This window comes from Flavobacterium sp. T50_26 (assembly GCF_057652995.1).
In genome coordinates, this window is record NZ_JBYFCC010000019.1 from 1 (window position 1) to 22177 (window position 22177).

A 22177-nucleotide genomic window follows, 5' to 3' on the forward strand; every position below is an offset into this window, starting at 1 on the left:
TAGAAAGCACTAAACGAGGTTGTTTTTTATGATTAGATTGAAAATTTAGTTTTTTGAAGGGGTTGTGCAACGGTTACTGCTGTTATAAACAGTTTTTATTCTGATAAATAATCCTTTATTAGTTGCCAATTGTCTATATAACTTTCAAGATTTTCAACTTTTTTAATATGAACTTTATTCCAACCAATTTCGTTTCTTATTTGCTTTAAAACATTAACTGGGAAAACATAAAATGTCGGCGGTTTTATTCCGTTATCTTTAACATTATTTTTTTTTCCAAATCTGTAACCTCGATTTAAAGCAACGTGAACAATAAAATCTGTGTCTAAACTTTTCAGAGGAAAACTTGAGTCATAATCAGTTGCCCATCTACTTTTAACTTGTATTCGTGCAACTCTTTTTGATTCTGGATTGACTGCGGTTAAATCATAACCTGGAAAATTTATATATGCTTTATATGTAGAAACACCTTCAATAAGTAAGAGTCCTAAAACTAGAAATTCCGCACCTTCTGACTCGAGTTTTGTGTCTTGCTTTTTGGCTTTTACAACGATGTTTTCTTCTTTTTTACTCATGGTTTGTAAAATTGCTTATAACTTGTCTGTATACTTATTTTTATATATCGTGTTGAGTAAATCTAACCTAACTGATAGATATATGTTCAATTGTCATTAGTAATATTTTCACTAAAATACAAAAAACTTCCACACCTCACTAATTTCCTAATAAATTTAGTAAAGTCAAAAAGAGAGATAAATAGTTAGGGGTAGAAGTAAAAAGTTATTCAAAACTCCTTTTTTGAGGTTTACGACTCCATGCATGACGTTCCAAACCCCACGGATGGGGTAGGAGAACCCCATTTTTTCCCGTCATGAACCCCTTTTTTTGGGTTTTAACTCCTTTTTACACGTTACCTAACTGGTTTTTTCCGGTCTTAAAGTAGGTAAAAGGGGTTATGGAACTACTTTAAAGGGGTTGTGGTGTATCGTCCTAAAAAAAGCCTTCCAAAAGGAAGGCTCAAAATATATAAATTCTTATTTAGTTCTTATTCAACAACTTCTCCAAATAAGCCACTTTGTCCTTCTCAGCTTGAAGCAATCGCTCATGCAGTACTTCTTTCTCCTGATAAACTTTTTTATTATCCTCGTAAGCCTCTATCAATTTATCTAACGGGTTGAACGTGCAGTTTGAAGCAAAAATACTTCCGGTTGTAACCACATTATCATGAAAAGTATTAAAATAATTAATCACATTCTCTTCACTAAAATTCTTAATTGCCTCACTTGTCACACCCAAAGCCTTTGCAATCGGTTCTAATTTCGCATCCTCAATCTCCTCAGTGTTTTCATATTGAGATATTTTCTGTTGGCTCACACCCATTAAGTCAGCCAGAGCTTCCTGCTTTATTCCCTTAATCTCTCTTATCTTGGCAATGTTGCGGCCAATATGTTTTTTAGTTGTGGTTGTCATGGCAATTCATTAAAAAATTATAATAACCAAATTTAATAATTTTTTTCATATGAAACACCGTTTCCATTCCTCCAATCAAATTTTTCTCCCAAAAACCACTTCAAACCCAAACAAGAATGCATCCCGCCATCCATATGTCATTAGATAAAGCGATGCTTACTTAATACCCTTTTCGACCTTTGTTGGTAAAAAATCACAGTGGCTGGTCCTCCTTATCATCTCCATATCCTAGGTATGGATAGTGTATGAGTAATGTATGAAGAACATTATGTCAAATACATATAAAACATGCCCATATCCTAATCCAATCCCTGAAAAAATGTCTGTTAAAACATTGTTAACCAGTTATAATAACTGAAATTTTGACGGTTTTTGGGTTGAAAAAATGTCAATTTGACTTAACGATTCAATTGGTATAAACTTTGTTTTTTGTGAGTCAAAATAAAATGTTTAACCATAAAAAAATAAAGTTATGACACTAGTAAAAACAAACAACCGATTTCCTTTTCCAGCCGTTTTTGATGAATTTTTTAAACCGGACTGGATGGGTGGCATGGAACGCATGAACAACACAGTTCCGGCTGTGAACATTAAAGAAACTGAAACTACTTTTGTGGTAGAATTAGCCGCTCCGGGCAAAAGTAAAGCCGATTTCAACATTGAATTGGATGACAATGTGTTAACCATTTCTTCTGAAGCCAAACACGAAAAAGAAGAAAAAGACAACGATGGAAAATATACTCGCAAAGAGTTTAGTTATTCTTCTTTTAAACGTGCGTTTACGTTGCCTGAAATTGTGAATGAATCGGATATTAATGCTTCGTATGAAAATGGTGTGTTGCACATTACGCTTCCAAAACGTGAAGAAGCATTGCCAAAACCAAAACGAATGATTGAGATTGGTTAATCATAAAGTTAAATGACAAAAAGCACCTTTCGGGGTGCTTTTTTTGTAATAAATCAAAATTTGCATAATTTTTAAGGCAGCAATGGAACAAACTTAAAATAGCCGTTTACTGACGTAACACCTGTAAATCCAATTCCGTTGCCTCCAATTTTAAAAATTCCGGAAATTCCAGATGAATTATTTTGTGTAATTTTTATGTAACCATCTTTGCCATACCAACTATTTGTGTTTGTGGGCAACATATAGGTGAAATAATTATCTTCTCCAATAAAATAAGTTCCCACGTCTAATGAACTTATTCCAAATTTTATAACATTAAAAGAACCGTCCATTGCATAGATGGCAGAATTTGATGCACTTGCAAATGCATCTGGAACACTAGTATAAGGAAGCACACCGTTGTGGCGGTAATAAAATTCGGCTAATCCCGGAGGTGGCGGTTTTAAAAGATGTGAATTACTGCTGTTGTTTTCATTTTCATTTTCATTGGTAACAATAGCATCGCTACTGCAAGAAAATAGGCTAGCACTCATAAATAGTACTATTGAAACTGATTTTAAAATTTTTGTTTTCATTTCTATTAAAATTTGATTGTTAAAGTTTTATGCTGTTTTAAAAAGCTCTAATGGCTCGAACAACAAAAGTATCTGATTTATTTAGTTGTAAAAAAGTACCTGTAAAAGAAAACAGGCCAAATACAGTGTTGGAAGTGTTTTCTGTGCTACTCCAATAAGATCCTGTTCGAGAAATAAGGGTATAACCTCCTAATCTCAGTGCTTTATTTGCATAATATCGATTGTTGTACAGAATATTTAATTCGTCAATACTAGGTATATACCAACCTGCACCAAGCGAAGATACATAGCTTGCGGCCGGGCTACTTGTCATCTGTGCGGTATTAAATGCACCATCTTCCGATCTGTTCGCATTAACTAATGTATTGGTCGTTTGCCAAGCATGAGAAGATTCTGTAAGTGAAACAATAAGTCCATGTTCCAGTCCATCACTACCTTTATATAGTTCAAAAATAATTCCACCAAGGTATAATTCACCTAAATAATGTGAAAAGCCAGAAGGTGATAGGTTTTGCCATGTAGCAACACCTGCTGCATCTGATGTTAACACTCGATTTGCTCCTTGTGTTCCATCAACAATTCGTAAAGCTCCGGGAGTTGCATTGTTTATATGGACTAAATTGGTAGGGTTTGTGTCTAATGGCACACCAATGCCTATGTTTCCGCCAACAAACATTGCCGAGTTTCCAATTCCATTTCCATTTGCAATTAATGCTTGGTTTCGAGAAAAACTTGTACTAAATGTTGGATTTACAGTGCCCAAAAGTGCATAAACTCCAGTTGAATTATAGGTGTTGTTAACATCACTCATTCCCAATACACCAACTCCAAAACCCCACCCTCCAGTGCCATTGCCATTACCTTTTACGCCAATGTTTAGAAAATCTGTTCCGGTATTAATTTGTCTAGCTTCACCCAAAATAACACTTTTGTTTGTGTCTGCATTTTCAAACGCGTGCAGTTTTTGAGTTGGATTTGTAATTCCAACTCCAACATTTCCATTAACAATACTCATGGCTCTCACTGAACCTAATCGATTGGCAGCTCCGGTTCCATTGGTATAAAAATCTAATCTTCCTGTAAATGCTCCGTTGTCTGCACTTTCGATATAGGCTGGTCGCCATTCATTTGGAAGGGTTTTATCACTATACATTGAAAGTCGTGTTGCACCAAAAGCTCCACGAGAACTTAATTTTAACTCTGTTATGCCACCGCTTTCAATTTCTAAACTAGATGTGGGGTTTGTTGTTCCAATACCAACATTTCCACCAAGTGGTTGTAAGCTCATGGGATCTGTTGTGCCTTGAAATCCAGATTGCAACCAAGCGGAAAAATTGCCTGTTGCTCCTGCTTTGCCTATATCTAAAGCATCAAGTTCATTTCCAATTCTGAGCATGGCATTAGAAGTTGCACCCGGAATCGCTGGTGCGTTAATAGTGCCTCGTACCGTTAACCTTGCCGGTGAAGTTGCAATACCAATTCCAACATTTCCTGTTGGTAGTACTCGCATGCGTTCGATATTATTGGTGCCTACCACGAAAGCTTGTGCGTTTGTTGTACCAATAAAGTTTTCGGTTGCACTTATAAAGGAAGTACCGTAAATGGCAGGATTTGCTGGTGTTACGATGGCTGAGTTACCAAAAATTGACCAGCCAGTTCCTATACTTAGCGGATTTGTCCAAGATAAATTTCCAAAACCATCGGTTTGCATGATTTGTCCATTTGTACCACGGGAAGGTGGAAAAGTGTAGGTGTTGGTATTTGTTGTTCCTACGCCTACATTTCCGAGAAAATATCCAGCAAAATTGTTTGCTCCCGGTTTTAAAACTTCGCTGTGAATTCCGTAATGTGTGCCCCCGGCAGTGGGATCAATGTATGTATATGTTCCTATTTTACTTCCATTTCCACTTCCAGAAAGATTACTCAGAATTCCGATGTGATTTCCATTACCTGAGTTAGTTATAAAAGAGTAAACGCCTCTAATGATTCCATCACCTGTTCCGCCCAATTGATTGCTATTTCCATAAGTTGGTGTGTTGCTATTTGTGTTAAAATCATTATATAATCCGTATATACTTCCGTTGTCAACAGTTGAAGTAATGGAGTTACTAACGCCATACATGTCATCTTGAACTAGTGAGGATATTACATTTCTGAAACCATATTTTCCACCAGTTTTTCTTCCTCCAATAAAATTGTGGATTCCATAGCTTCCGCCACCACCACCGTCCGGAGAGTCTATAACGTTAAAAACAGCAGTTGTTTCAAAGGTGCTATTGTTAGTTATTCTATTCTCAATGGCGTGAGTCGTTCCGGTAGAACCAACGGGATTGTTTATAGTATTAAATAGTCCTAAAGTTAAATCGCTACCGGAATGATTGAGCGTATTTCTCATCCCGAAAAGGTAATTGCTTCCACTAGCATTTAGTTCGTTGTCAATACCTATTTTTGAACCTAATATGGATGAATCGGCATAGTTTTTTAATCCGGTTTTTAATCCTGTTCCTGTTCCTAAAAATCTATTTCTAATGGCTTGGGTTTCGTCATTTGAGTTAATGTTCATTGTGTTATCAAAACCATAACCTATGCCTAAACTTAGACTTTTTATTAAATTATTGAAAATTCCAACATTTTGATTTGTAGTTTCAACATCAAGTTTATGGTTTGCTGTGTTTTTTCCTATCGCCACATTTCCAAGATGAAACATTTCGTCGGTAATTGCATTGGGTGCTACTGTTGTTCCCACTTCATACCAATCATGGTCTGATGAAGCATTTCCTGCAATAGCGGTCCACTGTGAACCATTCCAATAATAAAAACCTGCTACTACATTGTTCGGTATTGTTCCTGCTGGTGCTATATTATAAACCAATGTTGAGGTTTCTAAAGGGCCAGTGTTGGGATTAATTACTGTAGTTATATCTAGTATTGAAGTCAATTGAACTCTTGGAATCAATACTCCATTATTCGTTGATTCTACATCCAAAGCTGCTCTGGGCGTTGTTGTGTTTACTCCAACTTGAGCAATAGACAACAACGGTAGTAATAATAATAGGGTTAGAATTTTTTTCACGATTATTTTTTTTTGAATGTTGTTTTTTTGATCAATTTATTTTGATTGATGATGTTGATTTCATAATCACCCTTTTCCATGTTATTTACATTGATATAAATTTTGTTGGAAGGAAATTGATTAATTTTAGCCTCATAATTATACTTTTTTTGAGCCATGATAATAGAAATTACATGCGGCTATAATACGTTGTTTGTTTATCTTTAATAAAACAAGTTTTACTGCCTATTTTCATTTGAATTGTTGCTTTAATTTGAGCTTCATCTTCCGGTTCTTTAGCATTGCTTTTGGTGTCAAAATCAAATTCATAAAGTGAGTGTGAATTATCGGAGGCTGTTTCTACATTTTGATTTCGCATAGATGTCATCGGAACCAATTGATGACCAATAAAGTTTAGACTATTGAATTTAATATCGCATTTGTTTTTGTTTTCAAAATCAATTAGTTGCAATCTGTATGTTCTTACATTTTTTACTTCGCTGAGTTTGATAATTCTTATTTTAAAATCAATTTTATCACAGTCGCAATTTGTTAAATTTACTTTTGGAGCAACAGCAGTCCCTTTGTTTATAATTGCTTTTTGGTTGTTTTTTTGCGAAAATGTAATTTGTGTTGCCATTAAAAATAGCATGCAAAGAATCATTTTTAGTGCCGATTGTTTTTGATATACTGTTTTCATTGTTATTGTTTTTTAAGGTTTTTCATCATTTCTTCCATAGCTTTGTCCATGCCCTCCATTTCTTCTTTTTTAAATTCCGAAGCGTTAAAGTTGATAGCTACTTTTTCAATTTTAGACAAGCTGATTACTGTTCCGTTGTTTTCTAAACACATACTGAGCACTGTTTTTCCATCTACAAGAAAAAAGCCTAAACCAGCAAAACTCAATTGCTTGTTTTGTTGTGGTTTTGTTGAAATTGTTTTTTCGTTTAAATAAACAATCACCTTATCTTTTGCATTGTTTTTCGAATTATTGTATGGATATCCAACTAGGTTAGAACTGGTAAATTTTTTGGAAGGAATATTTTCTTTTTTCAAGGAAACTTTTTCCATTTTAAAATTGTTTTGCGGATTTATAGGAATAGACATCACTGTTTTATTACCTTTTCTATCGTTAGAAAACACATAATTTTTTAATGAATGTGAATAGACCATAAAGTTGAAGTTTTTGTCATCCGGATTAAATTTCTGTGTATCACTTTTTGAATTTAATAATCCAAAATAGCCATGTTTTGTATTAAAATAGGCACTCATTTCGGTAGTTTTCCCATTTTTTTCTTTCATTATATAAGTCATTTTTATATTGAAAGAAAGTTTTTGAGAGGTAGTTATTTCTTTGGGTTTAAACTTGCTAAAAAGTCCGTTTGCACCCAATAATGTATCTAGTTTAACAGATTGACTATAGGTTAAATTGGAAGTTAAACCAATCAACAATAGTAGTTTTATTATTTTTTTCATGATTTATTTTTAAATGATTAATCAATTCCTTCGTTAATGCAACGAATTCCTTTGGTTGTAATTTTTTCAAAGCGAATGTCTTTCAATACAAATGCTTCTTTAATAATTTTTACTTGTCTTTTTACACCTGAAAAAACAACAGCGATAATTTTTTCATCTAAACTGCCGTTCTTTCTAGTGCAATCGGTAATTCTAACCTCATAATTTTTTGGAATAGAATTGATTTTTAACACATTAATTATTCTATACTTATCTGAATTTTTGTCTATTTTTTTACACAATAAAACAACAAATGAGTTTCCTTTTCTATATACTTCTAAGGTTGAAAAAAAAGTGCCATTGACCGATTCGCCCAAAACAATTCCTTGTTCATATCTAAATGTTTTTAATCCATCAATTCCTTTTTCTTGCGAGTAGGTTAGACCAATTAGTTTTTTAAATTCTCCCGATAAATTGCCCTGAGCGAAAAGTGTGGTCTGGCAAAAAAGTAGTAATAGAACTATTTTTTTCATTTTTTATGTGCTTATTTGAATTCAACCGTTAGAGGAAAGAATTCAATCTTTTCGATTCTTGTATCATCATTACAATTGTCATCATTGCTAATATCATCGCCGCCGGTATCACCAACAATGTGAAAGAATTTCACTAATGCACCATCAAGTGAAGGAACTTTGTAAACCGTGTTTCCTTTAAAATAGGAGCTAACCAAATTATTTATTACTTCACCTGTTAGTTTTAGTGGAGCACCATGAGCATCAATAACTTCTTTAGGAACTACACCATGTGCTTTCAAAACGTCAAATGGGATGGCATGACCTTCAAAGAACTTGTTCATTCCTGCTTGAACATCTGCACCCGGAACTAAAAATTGAAATCCGGCTGCTTGACTTAAAAATTCTGTTCTCGAACCAGTGTTTGAAACGATTTTGCTTATTGTTTTTCCGTACGGAGCATCATAAACTTTTCGGGTCCATGTACTTTCTGTTGTACTCCAATCGTGAACTGTTTCTTGTGCCCATAATTTAATTTCTGCCCAAATTTCTCTTTGGTTAGAAGATAAGCGGATGTTTACTTCGCATTTTACTCTTGGTCCATTTCCATCAAACTCTCTGTCGCCACGTAATAATGCTTTTGGACATAACCACTCGTTTATGTCTTCTAGTTTTATGTTTTCTTGTTTAGACGGAGGAGTTATTTTCACGACATTCGGCTTTATTTTTCTAGCCGAGTTAGAGCTCGATTTTATTACTTGTGCCGAAGTTGTAATGCTAAAAATTGCTACTAAAATTGTTGCTGCCGATTTTAAAATTGTTTTCATGATAATAAATTATTAGATTGTTAAAATTCTATTTTGATGTCATTATTTTTTACTCTCAAGTACAAAAAGCCATCTAATCCAATGTAATAAAGTTGGCTTCCAAACACTGCAATAGCTTTTGCTTTGGCATTCATTGGGGTAGGGGTTGGTTCTTCGGTTGATAATTGATACACTAGGTTGTCAATTCCAACGTACCAAAGTGGAGTGCTTAAACCAACATCGGTAGTCAGGTGTTTTGCTTTGATTGCACCCATTTTTTTCCATTCGGCAAAACCTGGTTTCCACATTAATAAGTTGTCATCCATATCAATCATAAAAAATCTTCGGTTGTATGCCGTAAACATTTTGGCTGCATTTTCGGGAGGTATATTGGTAGATAAAGTGCTGCTTTTTGCCGATTTGATGTATTTTTTCTCATTTAAATACCAGTATCTATCTGTACTTTCTGTATCACAATAAATATAGGTTGTGTTTGGCATAGGAAAATCTGGAAGTCCACCCACTTGAATTCTTCTCACATGTTCCGGGTCTGCGTTGCCACCACGCATCATGCCTAAGCCATCTTTACTGTGAACCAAAACTGCACCGGCATCAACAGTAAGGTTTTCAACTTTACTATTGTTCGTTATGGTTGCTGTTCCTAAACTTTGGTAATGAAAATGTGTTCCTCTCAATCTATCATTTTCATCAATTATCCAAACGCCACCATTTCTTGTATTTATGGCCACTGACTTAAAACCTTTTGATGATGAATTTGGTAATTTTGGATTGTAGTTAATATTACCCGATTTTACAGCAGGTGTAACTACATTCGGACTCGATTGTGTGGGAGTAATGGGACGCAATCCATCCACTTTACTACTTTGATTTACGGGAACTTGTCCGTGACTAACGAATTGTGATGCTACTAAGAATAGCAGTAAGGTTACTTTTTTCATAATTGATAAATGTTATGTTGAACAAAGCAAATGTCCAATTTAACTTTCATCAGTAATATGAAAAATGTAACAACACTTATGACTATTGTAACAACGTGTTAAAAGTCAATAAAATCAATGCTTTACAGAAGGTATTTGTTTATTTTTCCATGTATTCAGTTGGAGTGCAATGATACATTTCTTTGAAGCATTTTGAAAAATAGGATACATCATTAAACCCGACAGAATAAGCAATTTCTGATATATTTGCTTTACCTTTTTTGAGTAATTCTGTGCTGGCTTTCAATCGCTCATTTCGTAAAAATTCGGAAGTAGAGACACCTAAAAGTGATTTTAATTTACGATGTAACTGCATTCTACTCATTCCAATTGAAGTGGCAAAGTCATCGGAACTAAATTCTGAGTTAGCTAATTCTTTGTTTAAAATGAGTTGCAATTTTTCAATAAATTTTTCTTCTACGGAATTGATAACAATATCCACCGGACGTAAAACCAATTCTTGGCTATATCGCGTATGCAGTTTTTTGCGTTCTTCGATTAATTGTAAGACTGTTGCTTTTACGATTTCGTTGTTAAATGGTTTGGTTAAGAAAGCATCTGCAGTACTTTTTAATCCCTCCAAATGAGCTTCGTCTGATGTTTTGGCAGTTAACAGAATAACCGGAATGAAAGAAGTTAATTCGTTGGTTTTAATTTGTTTAGTAAATTCAAATCCGTCCATTTTTGGCATCATGACATCGGAAATAATGCAATCCGGAATTTCTTTCTTGGCGATTTTTAAAGCTTGTTCGCCATCTGCCGCTTCTATAATTTGATAGTTTTCTTTGAAAATGTCTTTCAAAACATTTCTTACATCTTGATTGTCATCTACAAGCAAAAGAATAGGTAATTCTGATTCGGTGGTGTTTTGATCATTTAGTGAATATGTAGTTTCTTTTGAAACAACGATAGCATTTGAATTAGATTTCTCTAATGGTAACAGAACTGTAAAACTCAAAAGTCCATTTTCAACGGTTGTTTCAATTTTTCCGTTATACAATTCAACTAATTCTTTCACTAACGCCAAACCAATTCCGACACCTTGATGGTTTTCTTTTTTCTGATAAAAACGTTCAAATAGTTTGGGTAGTTCTTCTTTTTTAACTTCAGAACCTGAATTAGAAACCACCAATTGCAATTGATTGTTTTCTATTTTAGATTGAAAGCTAATTTTTTCATTTTCAGATGTATATTTAATAGCGTTGGAAAGTAAATTGGTTACTATTTTTTCAACCACATCTTTATCAAAATGATGATTTTCTGTGTTTTTTTCGATTGTAGAACTAAATGAAAGTTTATTTTCCTTGGCTTGAAAAGAAAAAGATTCTACTATCGAATTTAAAAACAAACTAATATTTCCTTCTTTTAAAATGAGTTTCAGTTTACCGCTATCAAGCTTTGAAAGTTCCAATAGCTGATCAACCAACTCTAACATTCTATTGGAGTTTTTATCAATCAAATCCAATTTATTTTTCTGGTTTTCGTTTGTAATCTCGGCTTGCAAACTTTGCACCGGACTTTTTATCAATGTCAACGGTGTTCTAAATTCGTGCGAAATATTGGCAAAAAAACGAGATTTTAATTCGTTTAATTCATTGAGTTTTTGAGCAGTTTTTATTTTATTTCGATAGCCGTAGAATAAACTTGTTCCCAAAATGACTAATAAACCGAGTAATCCGATGTAAATGTATTTTTGTTTTTCTGCTAATTCATTTTGAGTAGATAGAAGTTTGATTTGTTGTTCTTTTTTTTCGGTTTCGTAAATGGTTTGTAATTCATTAAGATTAGTTAAGTCTGTTTTATTTTTCAAAATTGTATTTAATGAATCTCTACTATTTATAGATGTAATTGCTTCTTCCAAATTATTAGATTTCACTAAATAGTCAATTTCTGTAGTTAGAATTTCGATATAATTCCGAGACTGTTTGTTCTTCATTAAAGATTTAGACAATTCAATATCTTCTTTAGCTTCGTCAAGCTTATTAAATTTTAAATCTATTCTCGCTCTATTGTTTAATGCTCTTGCATAATCGATGTTATTTTGCGAATTTTCATAGATTTTTATTGCTTCATTAGAATATTCAAGCGATTTGGTGTAGTTTTTTAATTCATAATAACATCTTCCTAAAAAATATGCTCCCATTCCTTTTAGGTTGATATTATTTGTTTCACTATGATATTCGTATGCTTCCAATAAGTATGGTAATGCAGCAGTATAATTTTTTGCTGTCGATTCAATAAAACCACGATTTCGAATAACATTCATTTTTATTGACATATCATTTAGCTTTTCGGCTATTTTGATAGCTTTGTTGTTGTATTCTCTTGCTTTATTATGATTTTCAATATTAGAATAAATTACACCAATCATATTGATAATGTCGATTTGTGTTCTTAAATCTTCCGGTTTTGTTTTCAATAACGTTTTTTCTGCGAGAATATAATTTTCTAAGCCTAACTTGTAATATGATCTATCAGCATTTAAAGTTCCTTTTAAATAATATAGAAAATAAAGGTTATCTTTTAAGTTGTGTTTTTTACTGAAATTTATAACATTATTCAAAACTAACTCTGCTTTTTCATGATTATGAAGTGCTATATAGTCTTGTGCAATTTGCATTTGAGCTAATTCATAATTTTGATAGTCGTTTATTTTTAAACAATTTTGAGAACATCTTTCAAAATATTGAATAGATTTTTCGTTTTCTGCGAGCATGTCATGATAGTAGCCATTGTTTAAATCAGCTATAATTTCACATTCAATACAATTGCTGTTTTTGTTTAAATCGTATAAACTTTGAATGTGTTTTTTTGCAATTTTTAAGTCAATGTCTAAATAGAGTTGAATTAAGACATCATATGCTTTTGATTTTTCTATGTTATCTTTTTTTGATGAAATAATTTTAGTCAACGAATCAATTTCTTTCTCATATTGTCCATAAGAAAAACTGCAAATAAAAAACAGAAGTAGATAGGCTTTTTTCATAAAATGATGAATTATTAAGTAAATTTATACAATTTTACTTAATAAAAATCATTCTATATCGTAAATATGTAACATTTTTTTGTTACAAAAATCACAGGTGCTTTTTGCTTAGTTGCTCACCTACAACGCTTTATTTTACCTAACTGTTTTGTAGATTTTATAATAGATTTATTTTTTATTCGCTGAAATGAGCTTTTTGATTAACACAATTTGTCCCAAATGATAATAACTGTGTTCAATCATTGCGTCGATGTTGCGGTAGTAAGTGCCGTATTTTTCATCGGTAAAATAGTGTTGGAGTTGTTCTTCGGAAAGTTGTTCAACGTGGTTAGCAAAGGTTTCTGAATCGTTCCAAAATGTAGAGAGAAAATTTTCCCATTGTTCTTGTGAGGTGATTGGCGGAAAATCGAAACTGTATTTGTCTTTAATGGCTAATGTTCCGCCTTTGAATACTTGATTTATTCCGTTGATGTAGTAATGAATATGTTGTGCTAACACCGCAATGGTGTTGAGGTCGTTTATTGGTGTGGTAACCGTTTTATAATCGGTGCCGGAAAGTTGTGCTTTTAAGTTTGTGTTGGCCACCCAAGTGCCATTTAGAATGACTTCACGAAAACGGGAGGCGAGTTGGTGAGGGGTTTTCATATCTTATTTATTTTAAAACATATAAGTAATATAAGTTTTTTGAAAAGTTAAGGGGCTTTGCGTTAACGAAAGATTATTGTTGCTAAATTATAGAATGCGAAGCTTGTACACAATTATTCTTTCAAATTTTCACTAACTTGATTTTTTACCCGAGTAAGTAAATCCATTAAAACTTTATGGTCAGTTTCGGGTAAATTATTAAAATCTTGTAGGCGGTGTTGTAATTCTTTGTTTGGATAAATATCAACAATCGTTTTTCTAATTCGTTGCATAATGGCACTTCTGTGGTTGTATGCTCCTTCCACTTCTACAGATGCGGAATATAAGGCACAAAAAAGACTGTAGATTTTGTTTTCAATATCATCTTTACATCTTCTGTCATCATTTCTATTCCAATGCTTTTCATCTTGAAGTAACGTGATTGTTTTATTGATCACCATTAAATCAGTTGCTGTGATAGGAGGATCAGGGTCATTATCCATTTCAAAGGTAATGCGATCGCTGTATATATTAAGATTATCCATGGCAAACCATCCATCGCTTGTTTTGATAAGAATTTGAGGAAATCCTGCCCGAGTCGTCACATCGTACTCTGCTTTGAGTTTGTAATCGACATTTTCCTTCGAATTGGGAACATAGGTAACATTAGCAATGCCACTTAACGGAAGCTGTTTAAACAAACTCACGCTATCCAATTGTTGATTCGTCAAATTAATCTCGAAGGAGGTAAAAAAACTTTTTTCACAGGTTCCAATCAGTTTTCCGTCTTTTAAAAATAGGGTGCAATAAGCGGTTCTGTTATCCAAAACAAATTGCTCTTGAGCAAAAAGGGTTGTGGAGAGGAATAGAAGGAATAATGTGGAGTAGAGTTTCATTTTTTTTGTTTTAGATAACAGTTTGCTATACTAGATTTTGTAAAAAGTTTTTTAATCATTAATTAACTCCTCGGCTTTTTTTATAATTCCAATATATTTATTCAGTTCGTAAAAGATGTTCTTTTTCTCTGTTGGTTCTCCAGAAAGAATTAATTCCCTTTGTTTTTTATTCCAGTTAGTTATGTATGAAACGGCTCTAAAATTTTCCTCTATGTCAATACTATAACCTTTTATTCTCGCAATAGAGTCGATAAGAAAGAAATTGGTGCTTTCAGATTCAATTATTTTAATTGGTTTATTTTCGACTAAATAGATTTCCGATTTTATTACTCCATAATCAACATAGCTTTCTTGAACTATTTTGAAAATTTGTTTTTCCTTATACCAAACTTTTAATTTAGATCTATTTGTCAAGTCAATTATTGGTTCGATTAATTCAGTATCAGAATTGATTGATTTTGATTGATTTTCAATTTCAGCAATTTTGTTTTCTTGTCCAAAAACAAGAATTCCAATAAGGGTTAATATGATTGTGAAAGTTTTTTTCATATTATTGTACAACGTTCCATCAGCTAGCGTTCAGTGGCGACTATTATCACGAACCAAACAAATATAACTAAAATTTCAATTAACGAGGATTTTTTGCTGCGAAGTCAGAGACATTCGCAGAGCAGTGTTCTAACAAAGAAAATTCAGGAGAGCTAGGGGTAATTATTTGTATTTAAAAATTAATCCTAGTGGTGATCTTTTAATGTTTGCTTTTTCATTCTCAATTTCCTTCATTTTGTCAAATGTTATAGGCAAATCTTTTATTTTGGGAGCATCCAAAATTTGATTTAGAACTACTGTTGATAAACCATATAATGGTGTTCCAATACAAGCTGAAGCAATTTCGACTGAACCCATAACAATCCATGAGCCAAAGTCTTTTCCTGCAACTTTCCATTTCTTAGCAATCAATTTATTTATACTTTCTTCATGTTGTTTGAAAGCAAGGTCTAAATTCTCAAGCACTTTGTTTGAGGTTGTTAAAAAATCAAGTTCGTTAGATAAAACAATTTCATCAATTCCTTTGGATAATATTTGCCGAATTTCATCTATAGCTCCAGTTTTACGCAATTCGATTAGCCCTTTGGGAGGAATTTTTCCAATCCATTTCAGATTAGTATTGCTAAGTCCTTCGAGCCCTTTAACGATATGTAGTTTAGAAAAATCTTCATTGGGAAAGGTTCTCTCTGTGTCATATTCTAATTTCCACTTGAAATATTCCCATGATGTCGGTGCATCGATTAAAGGTATTCCGTTAACTTTTGCAGATTTTATCAAAATTTCATTGCACACACTCATTCTACCAAGTGCCATTGCAGCAACAATTAATCCAGGATTACTTGTTCCTAATAATTGATTTGCTTGTCCAGACATTTGATTTTGAATTTGAACTTTAAGAGGTTCTTTGAAATCTACATCAAATAGTATCCTATTTTCGTCTTTGATTTCTTTAAATACCTTTTCAATTGTATCTAACTTTCCTGCAAAATCAAATAGTTCTTGTGTGCTTTCAAAATTTCTACCGAAAATTTTAGATGCGTGGTGTAATGAGTCCTTTTCTCCTAATTCTTTTATTTGCTCAAATGCAAATTCGTCCATCATTTCTTTATCTGGGAGAATAACAACTATCGGTTTTGTTACATCAGCTAAAGCTAATTCCTTATACTGAAGAATGTTTAAAGCATGTTTGATTAAAAAATAAACTCTTTGTTCTTTATTCCATCGAGTGAAAAATTCTCTACATCGAATAAAAGGGCAAGGCAATACGATTGTATCAGTATATATTCCACATTTAGAGGCGATATTTTCATCATGGGCAGGAAATAAATCTCCTCCAAAAACTCCTTTTATCGAATCTCTATGGTCATCTAAATGTAAGTAACCAGATTCTGCTACTGCCTCCCAAAATTCTTGAAGATCTTTTAGAATTGGTTCTATTACATCGTTTAAATGGTTTATGTCCGATTTTCCATAAGCTATACTTGATGCTATTTGATGAGGATTTGTTTTAAACTTAAGCATTTGCTTGTAAAAGAAATTAAAATTTCCATCAATTCTTTCAAAGTAAAGTCTTTGAATGTCAAACAATGAAATTGCATTTTTTGCTTTCTCTATGTAATCAAGGTGTTCAGCAGCTAACGCCATAGAACGAATTCTACTATCAATTGTAGATAAATCAGGTTCTCCATTTTCGTCAAATCGGGCTCTTTTGAGGCTTTCTTCAAGTTCGCCTCTCATGCCTTCTGCTACTTTTATCTTACCTTGTTCTAAAAGTTCTTTAAGAAATAATACTCTTTTCTTTACTCTTTCTTCATAATCTAATTCTTCCTGCGATTTCATATTTCTAGATGATGTTGTGATAATTATTGCATATAACTTGGATATAATTCTGACAATCTTCAGATTTATCTTCTCAAATTTAATAAAAAAATCTTACAGATCATTAAAATGGCTATACTCACTAATTTTTGTTTTAAAGCAGAATCTCTTAGCCCCGATTGCAGCGGAAAGCCTTTTGTGAAGAAAACCTATTTTTTCTTGGTTTGGCAGAGCGACCAACGGAAGCTCCTGCCGGACCTTAGAAAAAAAGGTTTTTGAGCAAAAGCTTGTAGTGTAAAGCGGGAATAGCTTCAAAAAAAATTACATCTTCTCCTGCAAACTTTTAATTTCGTCACGCAATTTGGCTGCGTCAATAAAGTTTAGTTCTTTGGCAGCTTTTTCCATCATTTTTCGGAGGTCGCGGATTTTCTTTTCGATTTCGGGCTTGGTGAGGTACAAACTTTCGGGTTCAGCGGCTTTCAGAAGTTTGTCTTCGTAGTATTGCGTAGAAACGGAATTGTTGCTTAACGCATTGCCGAGACTTTTGTTTAAGGCTTTGGGCGACAATCCGTGAAGGGTGTTGTAGGCAATTTGTTTTTCGCGACGGTAATTGGTTTCGTCGATGGTTTTTTGCATCGAAGCCGTGATTTTATCGGCATACATAATGGCTTTTCCGTTCACGTTTCGAGCGGCTCGACCTACGGTTTGCGTAAGCGAACGATGACTACGGAGGAAACCTTCTTTGTCGGCATCGAGAATGGCTACGAGCGAAACTTCTGGTAAATCCAGTCCTTCACGGAGTAAGTTTACACCAATCAACACATCAAATAGACCTTTTCGTAAATCTTGCATAATTTCCACACGTTCGAGGGTATCAACATCGGAGTGAATATAGCGACAACGGATGGAAACTTTGGTTAAATATTTTGTCAATTCTTCTGCCATTCGTTTAGTTAACGTGGTGACTAAAACGCGTTCGTCGGCTTCGCAACGGAGTTGAATTTCTTCGATTAAATCGTCGATTTGGTTTAAACTCGGACGGATTTCGATGATTGGATCTAATAATCCGGTGGGACGAATGACTTGTTCGACAAAGATGCCTTCGCTTTTTTGTAATTCGTAATCAGCCGGTGTGGCAGAAACGTAGATGACTTGGTTTTGCAAGGCTTCAAATTCTTCAAACTTTAACGGACGGTTGTCCATTGCAGCGGGAAGTCGGAACCCGAATTCAACGAGATTTTCTTTTCGGCTTCGGTCGCCACCGTACATTGCGTGAACTTGCGAAATGGTGACGTGACTTTCATCGACAACCATTAAAAAATCTTGCGGAAAATAATCTAACAAACAAAACGGACGTGTGCCGGGCAAACGACCATCTAAGTAACGGGAATAGTTTTCGATACCGGAACAGTAGCCTAATTCGCGAATCATTTCTAAATCGAAATTGGTTCGTTCTTCCAAACGTTTGGCTTCTAAATGTTTGCCGATTTCTTTGAAATAATCGACTTGTTTGACCAAATCTTGTTGGATTTCCCAAATCGCACCTTGCAATACATCAGGTGATGTGACGAACATATTGGCGGGATAGATGTTTAATTTGGTGTAACGCTCGATTACTTTGGTTGTTTTGGTATCAAAGGCTTCAATTTCTTCGATTTCATCACCAAAGAAATGGACGCGAAACGGATCATCGGCATAACTTGGGAAAATTTCCACGGTATCGCCTTTGATGCGGAAGGTTCCGGGTGTGAAATCGGCTTCAGTTCGCGAATATAAACTTTGCACTAAACGGTGCAATAATTTGGTTCGGGAGATGATTTCGCCACGATCAATGGAAATGACGTTTTTTTGAAATTCGACCGGATTTCCAATACCATACAAACACGAAACAGAAGCAACGACCAACACGTCTCTTCGCCCGGAAAGTAGGGCAGAAGTGGTGCTGAGACGAAGTTTTTCCAATTCTTCGTTGATGGATAAATCTTTTTCGATGTATGTTCCCGTTACCGGAATATAGGCTTCGGGTTGATAATAATCGTAATACGAAACAAAATATTGTACTGAATTATTCGGGAAAAATTGCTTGAATTCAGAGTATAATTGAGCGGCAAGTGTTTTGTTGTGAGCAAGAACTAAGGTTGGTTTTTCAACTTTTTCAATCACGTTGGCAACGGTAAATGTCTTTCCTGAACCCGTGACGCCTAACAAGGTTTGGTATTTTTCGCTATTCAGGATTCCGTTGGCTAATTTGTCAATGGCTTGCGGTTGATCGCCGGTGGGTATGTAATCTGAGATGACTTGGAATTTCATTTTTGAGGGGCTGAGAGGCTGAGTTAAAACATTAATTTATCAGGATTTTGTCTTGTATCCCAAACAGATAGAATAACGATTACATTATCATTTAGTTCATAGAATAAAATGTAGTTTTCAACTAGTAACCCACGAACATTTATTTCATTGGTCTTCTTTCCTATGTAAGGTTGCTTAATCAGTAAATTTAATTCTGTTTGAATTTTTCTGTGAAGTTTTAACGAATAGGTTTTGCTTTTGTTTCTTGCGTTGAAAAAATCAAAAATTAATTTCAATTCTAACTTAGCTGTAGATGTCCATACAATTACTCTTTCAACCATTTCTCCATTTCTTCATTTACAACATCATTAGTAGAAAAATTACCTTCTGAATATTCTTTTTGTGATTGATTGATAATTTCCTTTTGTTCTTTAGTCAAAACAATAATGTTTTCTGTTTTAGACTCAATCAACGTATTCAAGGCTGATAAGAATTTTTTATCGTTTATAAAATCGATTCTTAACTTTAAAATATTTTTTAGTTCAGCTGTATTCATAATTCAATGCTTTTTACAAAGTTACGAAAAAAACGTTTTGTTTTATTCTGAGGTAAACTTCCAATCTTTTTGTTGATTTTCGCTTAAAAACGTCCAAGCAACTAAGCGACTGATTTTTTGACCTTGGTTCATTTCGATGGTTTTGATGGTAGCAGCTTCCACTTTGTTGAGTGTTTTATAAATACTTTTCAGATGGTCTTTTTTAGATACTAAAGTGGTAAACCAGAAACATTGTTTAGGATATTTTACACTTTCAAAAATCATTTGGGTGATAAAAGCGAGTTCGCCTCCTTCACACCAAAGTTCGTTATTTTGTCCACCAAAATTTAGTATCGGATTGACTGTTTTTTGATTGGTTAAATTAGACACTTTTCGAGCAGCACTTTTGGCGGCTTCTTCTTTAGAATCGTGAAAAGGCGGATTGCAAATGGTAAACGCAAATTTATCTTCGGGTTGAATAATATCTTTAAATATATAACGCGAATTGACTTGTTGTTGTAAACTGATTACTTCGTTTAAATGCGGATTTTTTTCAATAATCGACACACAATTCTCAAGAGCATTGGCATCAATATCGGTAGCAACAAAACTCCAGTCATACTCGGCATTTCCTAAAATAGGGTAGATGCAGTTGGCACCAACACCAATATCCAAACCCATAATGTTATTTCCGGTTGGGATGATGTTCTGATTTACTTCGGCCAGCAAATCGGCAATATGATGAATGTAATCAGCTCTTCCAGGAATGGGCGGACAAAGATAATCGCTTGGCAAATCCCAATCTAATATTCCGTAATACGTTTTGAGTAGGGCTTTGTTTAATGTTTTAACCGCTAACGGATTACTGAAATCGATGGTTTCAATTCCGTGTTCGCTAGTATAAATAAAAGGTTTTAATTCTGGAGTTTTAGTTAATAAAACTTCAAAATCATAACGCGAACGGTGCTTATTTCGAGTATGTAACGTTGATTTTTCTGGGGTGGTATTATTTTTCAATGTAAATGGTTTCGATGATTCAATTTACACAAATTTACTTTTTTTAAAATTATTAAATTGAATTTCGATTACTTTTTGATAATTGATAGTCAAACACAATTCATTTTATGAATAACTGACTGAAAATAAGGTGAAAATGATTTGTTTTCAAAGTATTTCTGTTTTAGAATTGTATATTTGCACTCTAAAAAAACAATATGAAAACAATTTTTTACTTATTTCTACTCATCCCAATTTTTTCTTTTGCTCAAAAGATTAAAACCAAAAAAGACAGAATTTTATTTGACGAAAAAGAAGTCGCCATCTTCAATGATAAAGTACGTGACCAATGTATCTTTCTTGATTTGAATAATGTAAAACAATTTACTACGGAATACAAAACATTAATGGAAGGTCAGACCATTATCAATCAATGGTTAGTGGTTACCAATTCAGATGGAACGAAGAAAACTGAAATTCCGTATGAAGTTCTGATTACTTCGTTTAATTCTTCACGAGTTATTATGCATTTGTTATCTGCAAAATATGAATTGTTTGATGCAAATGGTTTTAATCAAGCAAAAATTGATGCTTTTTTTGCCACCGAAAGAGAAAGTATTGGCGATAAATCATTGCAAGCAAAAATTGATGTAATTGCTTCTAAAAAAGAAAAAGAAACAAAAATTGCTAAATATCGCCCATTTGTAAAAACAGATGGAACAGTGATGTTTGGCGGAACAGCCGGAACTAATATTGTCGGAAAAGTTATTGGTAGTCCGTACACCGCTTTTGGAAATAATAATTTTGCCGATGTGTATGATTTGGATAATATCAAGGTGGCTTCTGCAAAAATTACAGGAAATATGAATAATGATGTGGAAGTAACGTTGTTTAACGACAGTAAGTTTACTTATCCTGCACAAAAAAGATATAGTGGACCGGATAACACTAGTTTTTTTGTTGAATTAATGGGTGAATTGGTTTACCGTGACATCACATTAGGTCGTCAAGCGAAACAATACAAACAAGATTTATTGAATGAAAAAGTAAAATTAGCCAAGGAAAGAAGCGTAAATGTTTATAACGTTCGTGGTTATGCCATTGATGAAAAAGGTACAAAATATGATGGAACTTTAACAGCTCAATTTGAAAAATTAGATGTTCATCAAACAGGAAATACTGAAGTGGTTGATGCGATTGATAATTATGGTAAAAATGTAAGTATAAAGTATTTGAATGAAAAAGGAAAAGAACGTTTTATCACGCTTTCTGCAAAAGACAACGTTAGTTTTTATGTAATAAACAGCGATGGTACTCAAACGGGTTACAAAGGAATGAAAGTGAAAGGCGATGCAGCTAAAAAATTATCAAATGCAATGTCTTTAGGCTTTAACAATGCTTATTTTTATAAAGAAGTGTTTACCGAAAAAGAAAATTCGGTTTATATTGACCCGGTTGATGAGGAAGTTTTTGTGATAAAATTGAAAAGCCAAACAGTTGGTCAAATGATTGATAAGCGAAACAATAAAAACCTTTCTAAAGAATTAGCAGAATATTTGAGTACTTGTAAAGTTTTAGCAGATGAGATTTTAAGCGGAGCTTTTGATTTAAAAATTCAAGAAAATTTAATCAATATTGTGAAAGAATTTAATGAGTGTAAATAATTGATAGATAATTAGATATACTAAAAATGCTCGTTGTTTAACGGG

21 protein-coding genes are annotated in these 22177 nt (G+C 33.5%); 2 read left to right on the plus strand and 19 right to left on the minus strand.

Annotation, left to right across the window (positions count from 1 at the left end; all coding sequences use genetic code 11):
* Nucleotides 1–95: 95 nt before the first annotated feature.
* Both AC23MC_RS11765 and AC23MC_RS11770 read right to left on the minus strand, forming a co-directional pair.
* A complete protein-coding gene (locus AC23MC_RS11765) occupies nt 96–575 on the minus strand; it encodes a PDDEXK-like family protein (protein WP_487568552.1) in 480 nt (159 codons plus the stop codon).
* A 463-nt stretch (nt 576–1038) separates the two neighbouring features.
* A complete protein-coding gene (locus AC23MC_RS11770) occupies nt 1039–1470 on the minus strand; it encodes a helix-turn-helix domain-containing protein (protein WP_487568553.1) in 432 nt (143 codons plus the stop codon).
* A gap of 472 nt (nt 1471–1942) precedes the next feature.
* On the opposite strand from AC23MC_RS11770, the gene AC23MC_RS11775 reads away from it, so the two are divergent.
* Nucleotides 1943–2377, plus strand: a complete 435-nt coding sequence (locus tag AC23MC_RS11775; protein WP_487568554.1) for an Hsp20/alpha crystallin family protein — start codon at nt 1943–1945, stop codon at nt 2375–2377.
* A gap of 71 nt (nt 2378–2448) precedes the next feature.
* On the opposite strand, the gene AC23MC_RS11780 is transcribed toward AC23MC_RS11775, so the two are convergent.
* From AC23MC_RS11780 to rlmF, 17 genes are all read right to left on the minus strand, one after another.
* Complete coding sequence (locus AC23MC_RS11780; protein ID WP_487568555.1) at nt 2449–2952, minus strand: hypothetical protein; 504 nt, start codon at nt 2950–2952, stop codon at nt 2449–2451.
* A 37-nt stretch (nt 2953–2989) separates the two neighbouring features.
* Nucleotides 2990–6025 (minus strand): hypothetical protein, encoded by a 3036-nt coding sequence (locus AC23MC_RS11785; RefSeq protein WP_487568556.1) that lies wholly within the window; start codon nt 6023–6025, stop codon nt 2990–2992.
* 2 nt (nt 6026–6027) lie between these two features.
* On the minus strand, nt 6028–6183 hold the full coding sequence (locus AC23MC_RS11790; protein WP_487568557.1) for a hypothetical protein: 156 nt from the start codon (nt 6181–6183) through the stop codon (nt 6028–6030).
* Between the two features lie 11 nt (nt 6184–6194).
* Nucleotides 6195–6704 (minus strand): hypothetical protein, encoded by a 510-nt coding sequence (locus AC23MC_RS11795; protein WP_487568558.1) that lies wholly within the window; start codon nt 6702–6704, stop codon nt 6195–6197.
* A gap of 2 nt (nt 6705–6706) precedes the next feature.
* Nucleotides 6707–7480: a hypothetical protein gene (locus AC23MC_RS11800; protein ID WP_487568559.1), complete on the minus strand. Its 774-nt coding sequence runs from the start codon at nt 7478–7480 to the stop codon at nt 6707–6709.
* A gap of 17 nt (nt 7481–7497) precedes the next feature.
* Nucleotides 7498–7992, minus strand: a complete 495-nt coding sequence (locus AC23MC_RS11805) for a hypothetical protein (RefSeq protein ID WP_487568560.1) — start codon at nt 7990–7992, stop codon at nt 7498–7500.
* 11 nt (nt 7993–8003) lie between these two features.
* The gene (locus AC23MC_RS11810; RefSeq protein WP_487568561.1) at nt 8004–8798 is read right to left on the minus strand and encodes a hypothetical protein; all 795 of its coding nucleotides are present in this window, start codon (nt 8796–8798) and stop codon (nt 8004–8006) included.
* 20 nt (nt 8799–8818) lie between these two features.
* Nucleotides 8819–9736: a hypothetical protein gene (locus AC23MC_RS11815; RefSeq protein ID WP_487568562.1), complete on the minus strand. Its 918-nt coding sequence runs from the start codon at nt 9734–9736 to the stop codon at nt 8819–8821.
* 139 nt (nt 9737–9875) lie between these two features.
* Nucleotides 9876–12761 carry a hybrid sensor histidine kinase/response regulator transcription factor gene (locus tag AC23MC_RS11820; protein ID WP_487568563.1) on the minus strand — a complete coding sequence of 962 codons (2886 nt, stop codon included), beginning with the start codon at nt 12759–12761 and terminating at the stop codon, nt 9876–9878.
* Nucleotides 12762–12929: 168 nt separating this feature from the next.
* The gene (locus AC23MC_RS11825; RefSeq protein ID WP_487568564.1) at nt 12930–13406 is read right to left on the minus strand and encodes a DUF1572 domain-containing protein; all 477 of its coding nucleotides are present in this window, start codon (nt 13404–13406) and stop codon (nt 12930–12932) included.
* Between the two features lie 113 nt (nt 13407–13519).
* Nucleotides 13520–14281, minus strand: a complete 762-nt coding sequence (locus tag AC23MC_RS11830) for a hypothetical protein (RefSeq protein ID WP_487568565.1) — start codon at nt 14279–14281, stop codon at nt 13520–13522.
* A 51-nt stretch (nt 14282–14332) separates the two neighbouring features.
* Entirely contained in the window at nt 14333–14830 is a 498-nt protein-coding gene (locus tag AC23MC_RS11835) for a hypothetical protein (protein ID WP_487568566.1), read from the minus strand.
* Nucleotides 14831–14992: 162 nt separating this feature from the next.
* Entirely contained in the window at nt 14993–16669 is a 1677-nt protein-coding gene (locus tag AC23MC_RS11840; RefSeq protein WP_487568567.1) for a hypothetical protein, read from the minus strand.
* A 300-nt stretch (nt 16670–16969) separates the two neighbouring features.
* Complete coding sequence (gene uvrB, locus AC23MC_RS11845) at nt 16970–18958, minus strand: excinuclease ABC subunit UvrB (RefSeq protein WP_487568568.1); 1989 nt, start codon at nt 18956–18958, stop codon at nt 16970–16972.
* A 23-nt stretch (nt 18959–18981) separates the two neighbouring features.
* Nucleotides 18982–19278: a type II toxin-antitoxin system RelE/ParE family toxin gene (locus AC23MC_RS11850; RefSeq protein WP_487568569.1), complete on the minus strand. Its 297-nt coding sequence runs from the start codon at nt 19276–19278 to the stop codon at nt 18982–18984.
* The gene (locus AC23MC_RS11855; protein ID WP_487568570.1) at nt 19263–19493 is read right to left on the minus strand and encodes a hypothetical protein; all 231 of its coding nucleotides are present in this window, start codon (nt 19491–19493) and stop codon (nt 19263–19265) included. The genes AC23MC_RS11850 and AC23MC_RS11855 overlap by 16 nt, the downstream gene beginning before the upstream one ends.
* A 42-nt stretch (nt 19494–19535) precedes the next feature.
* Complete coding sequence (gene rlmF, locus AC23MC_RS11860; protein ID WP_487568571.1) at nt 19536–20489, minus strand: 23S rRNA (adenine(1618)-N(6))-methyltransferase RlmF; 954 nt, start codon at nt 20487–20489, stop codon at nt 19536–19538.
* A 197-nt stretch (nt 20490–20686) separates the two neighbouring features.
* Here rlmF and AC23MC_RS11865 point away from each other — a divergent pair, with 197 nt between their 5' ends.
* On the plus strand, nt 20687–22132 hold the full coding sequence (locus AC23MC_RS11865) for a hypothetical protein (protein WP_487568572.1): 1446 nt from the start codon (nt 20687–20689) through the stop codon (nt 22130–22132).
* Nucleotides 22133–22177: the final 45 nt, after the last annotated feature.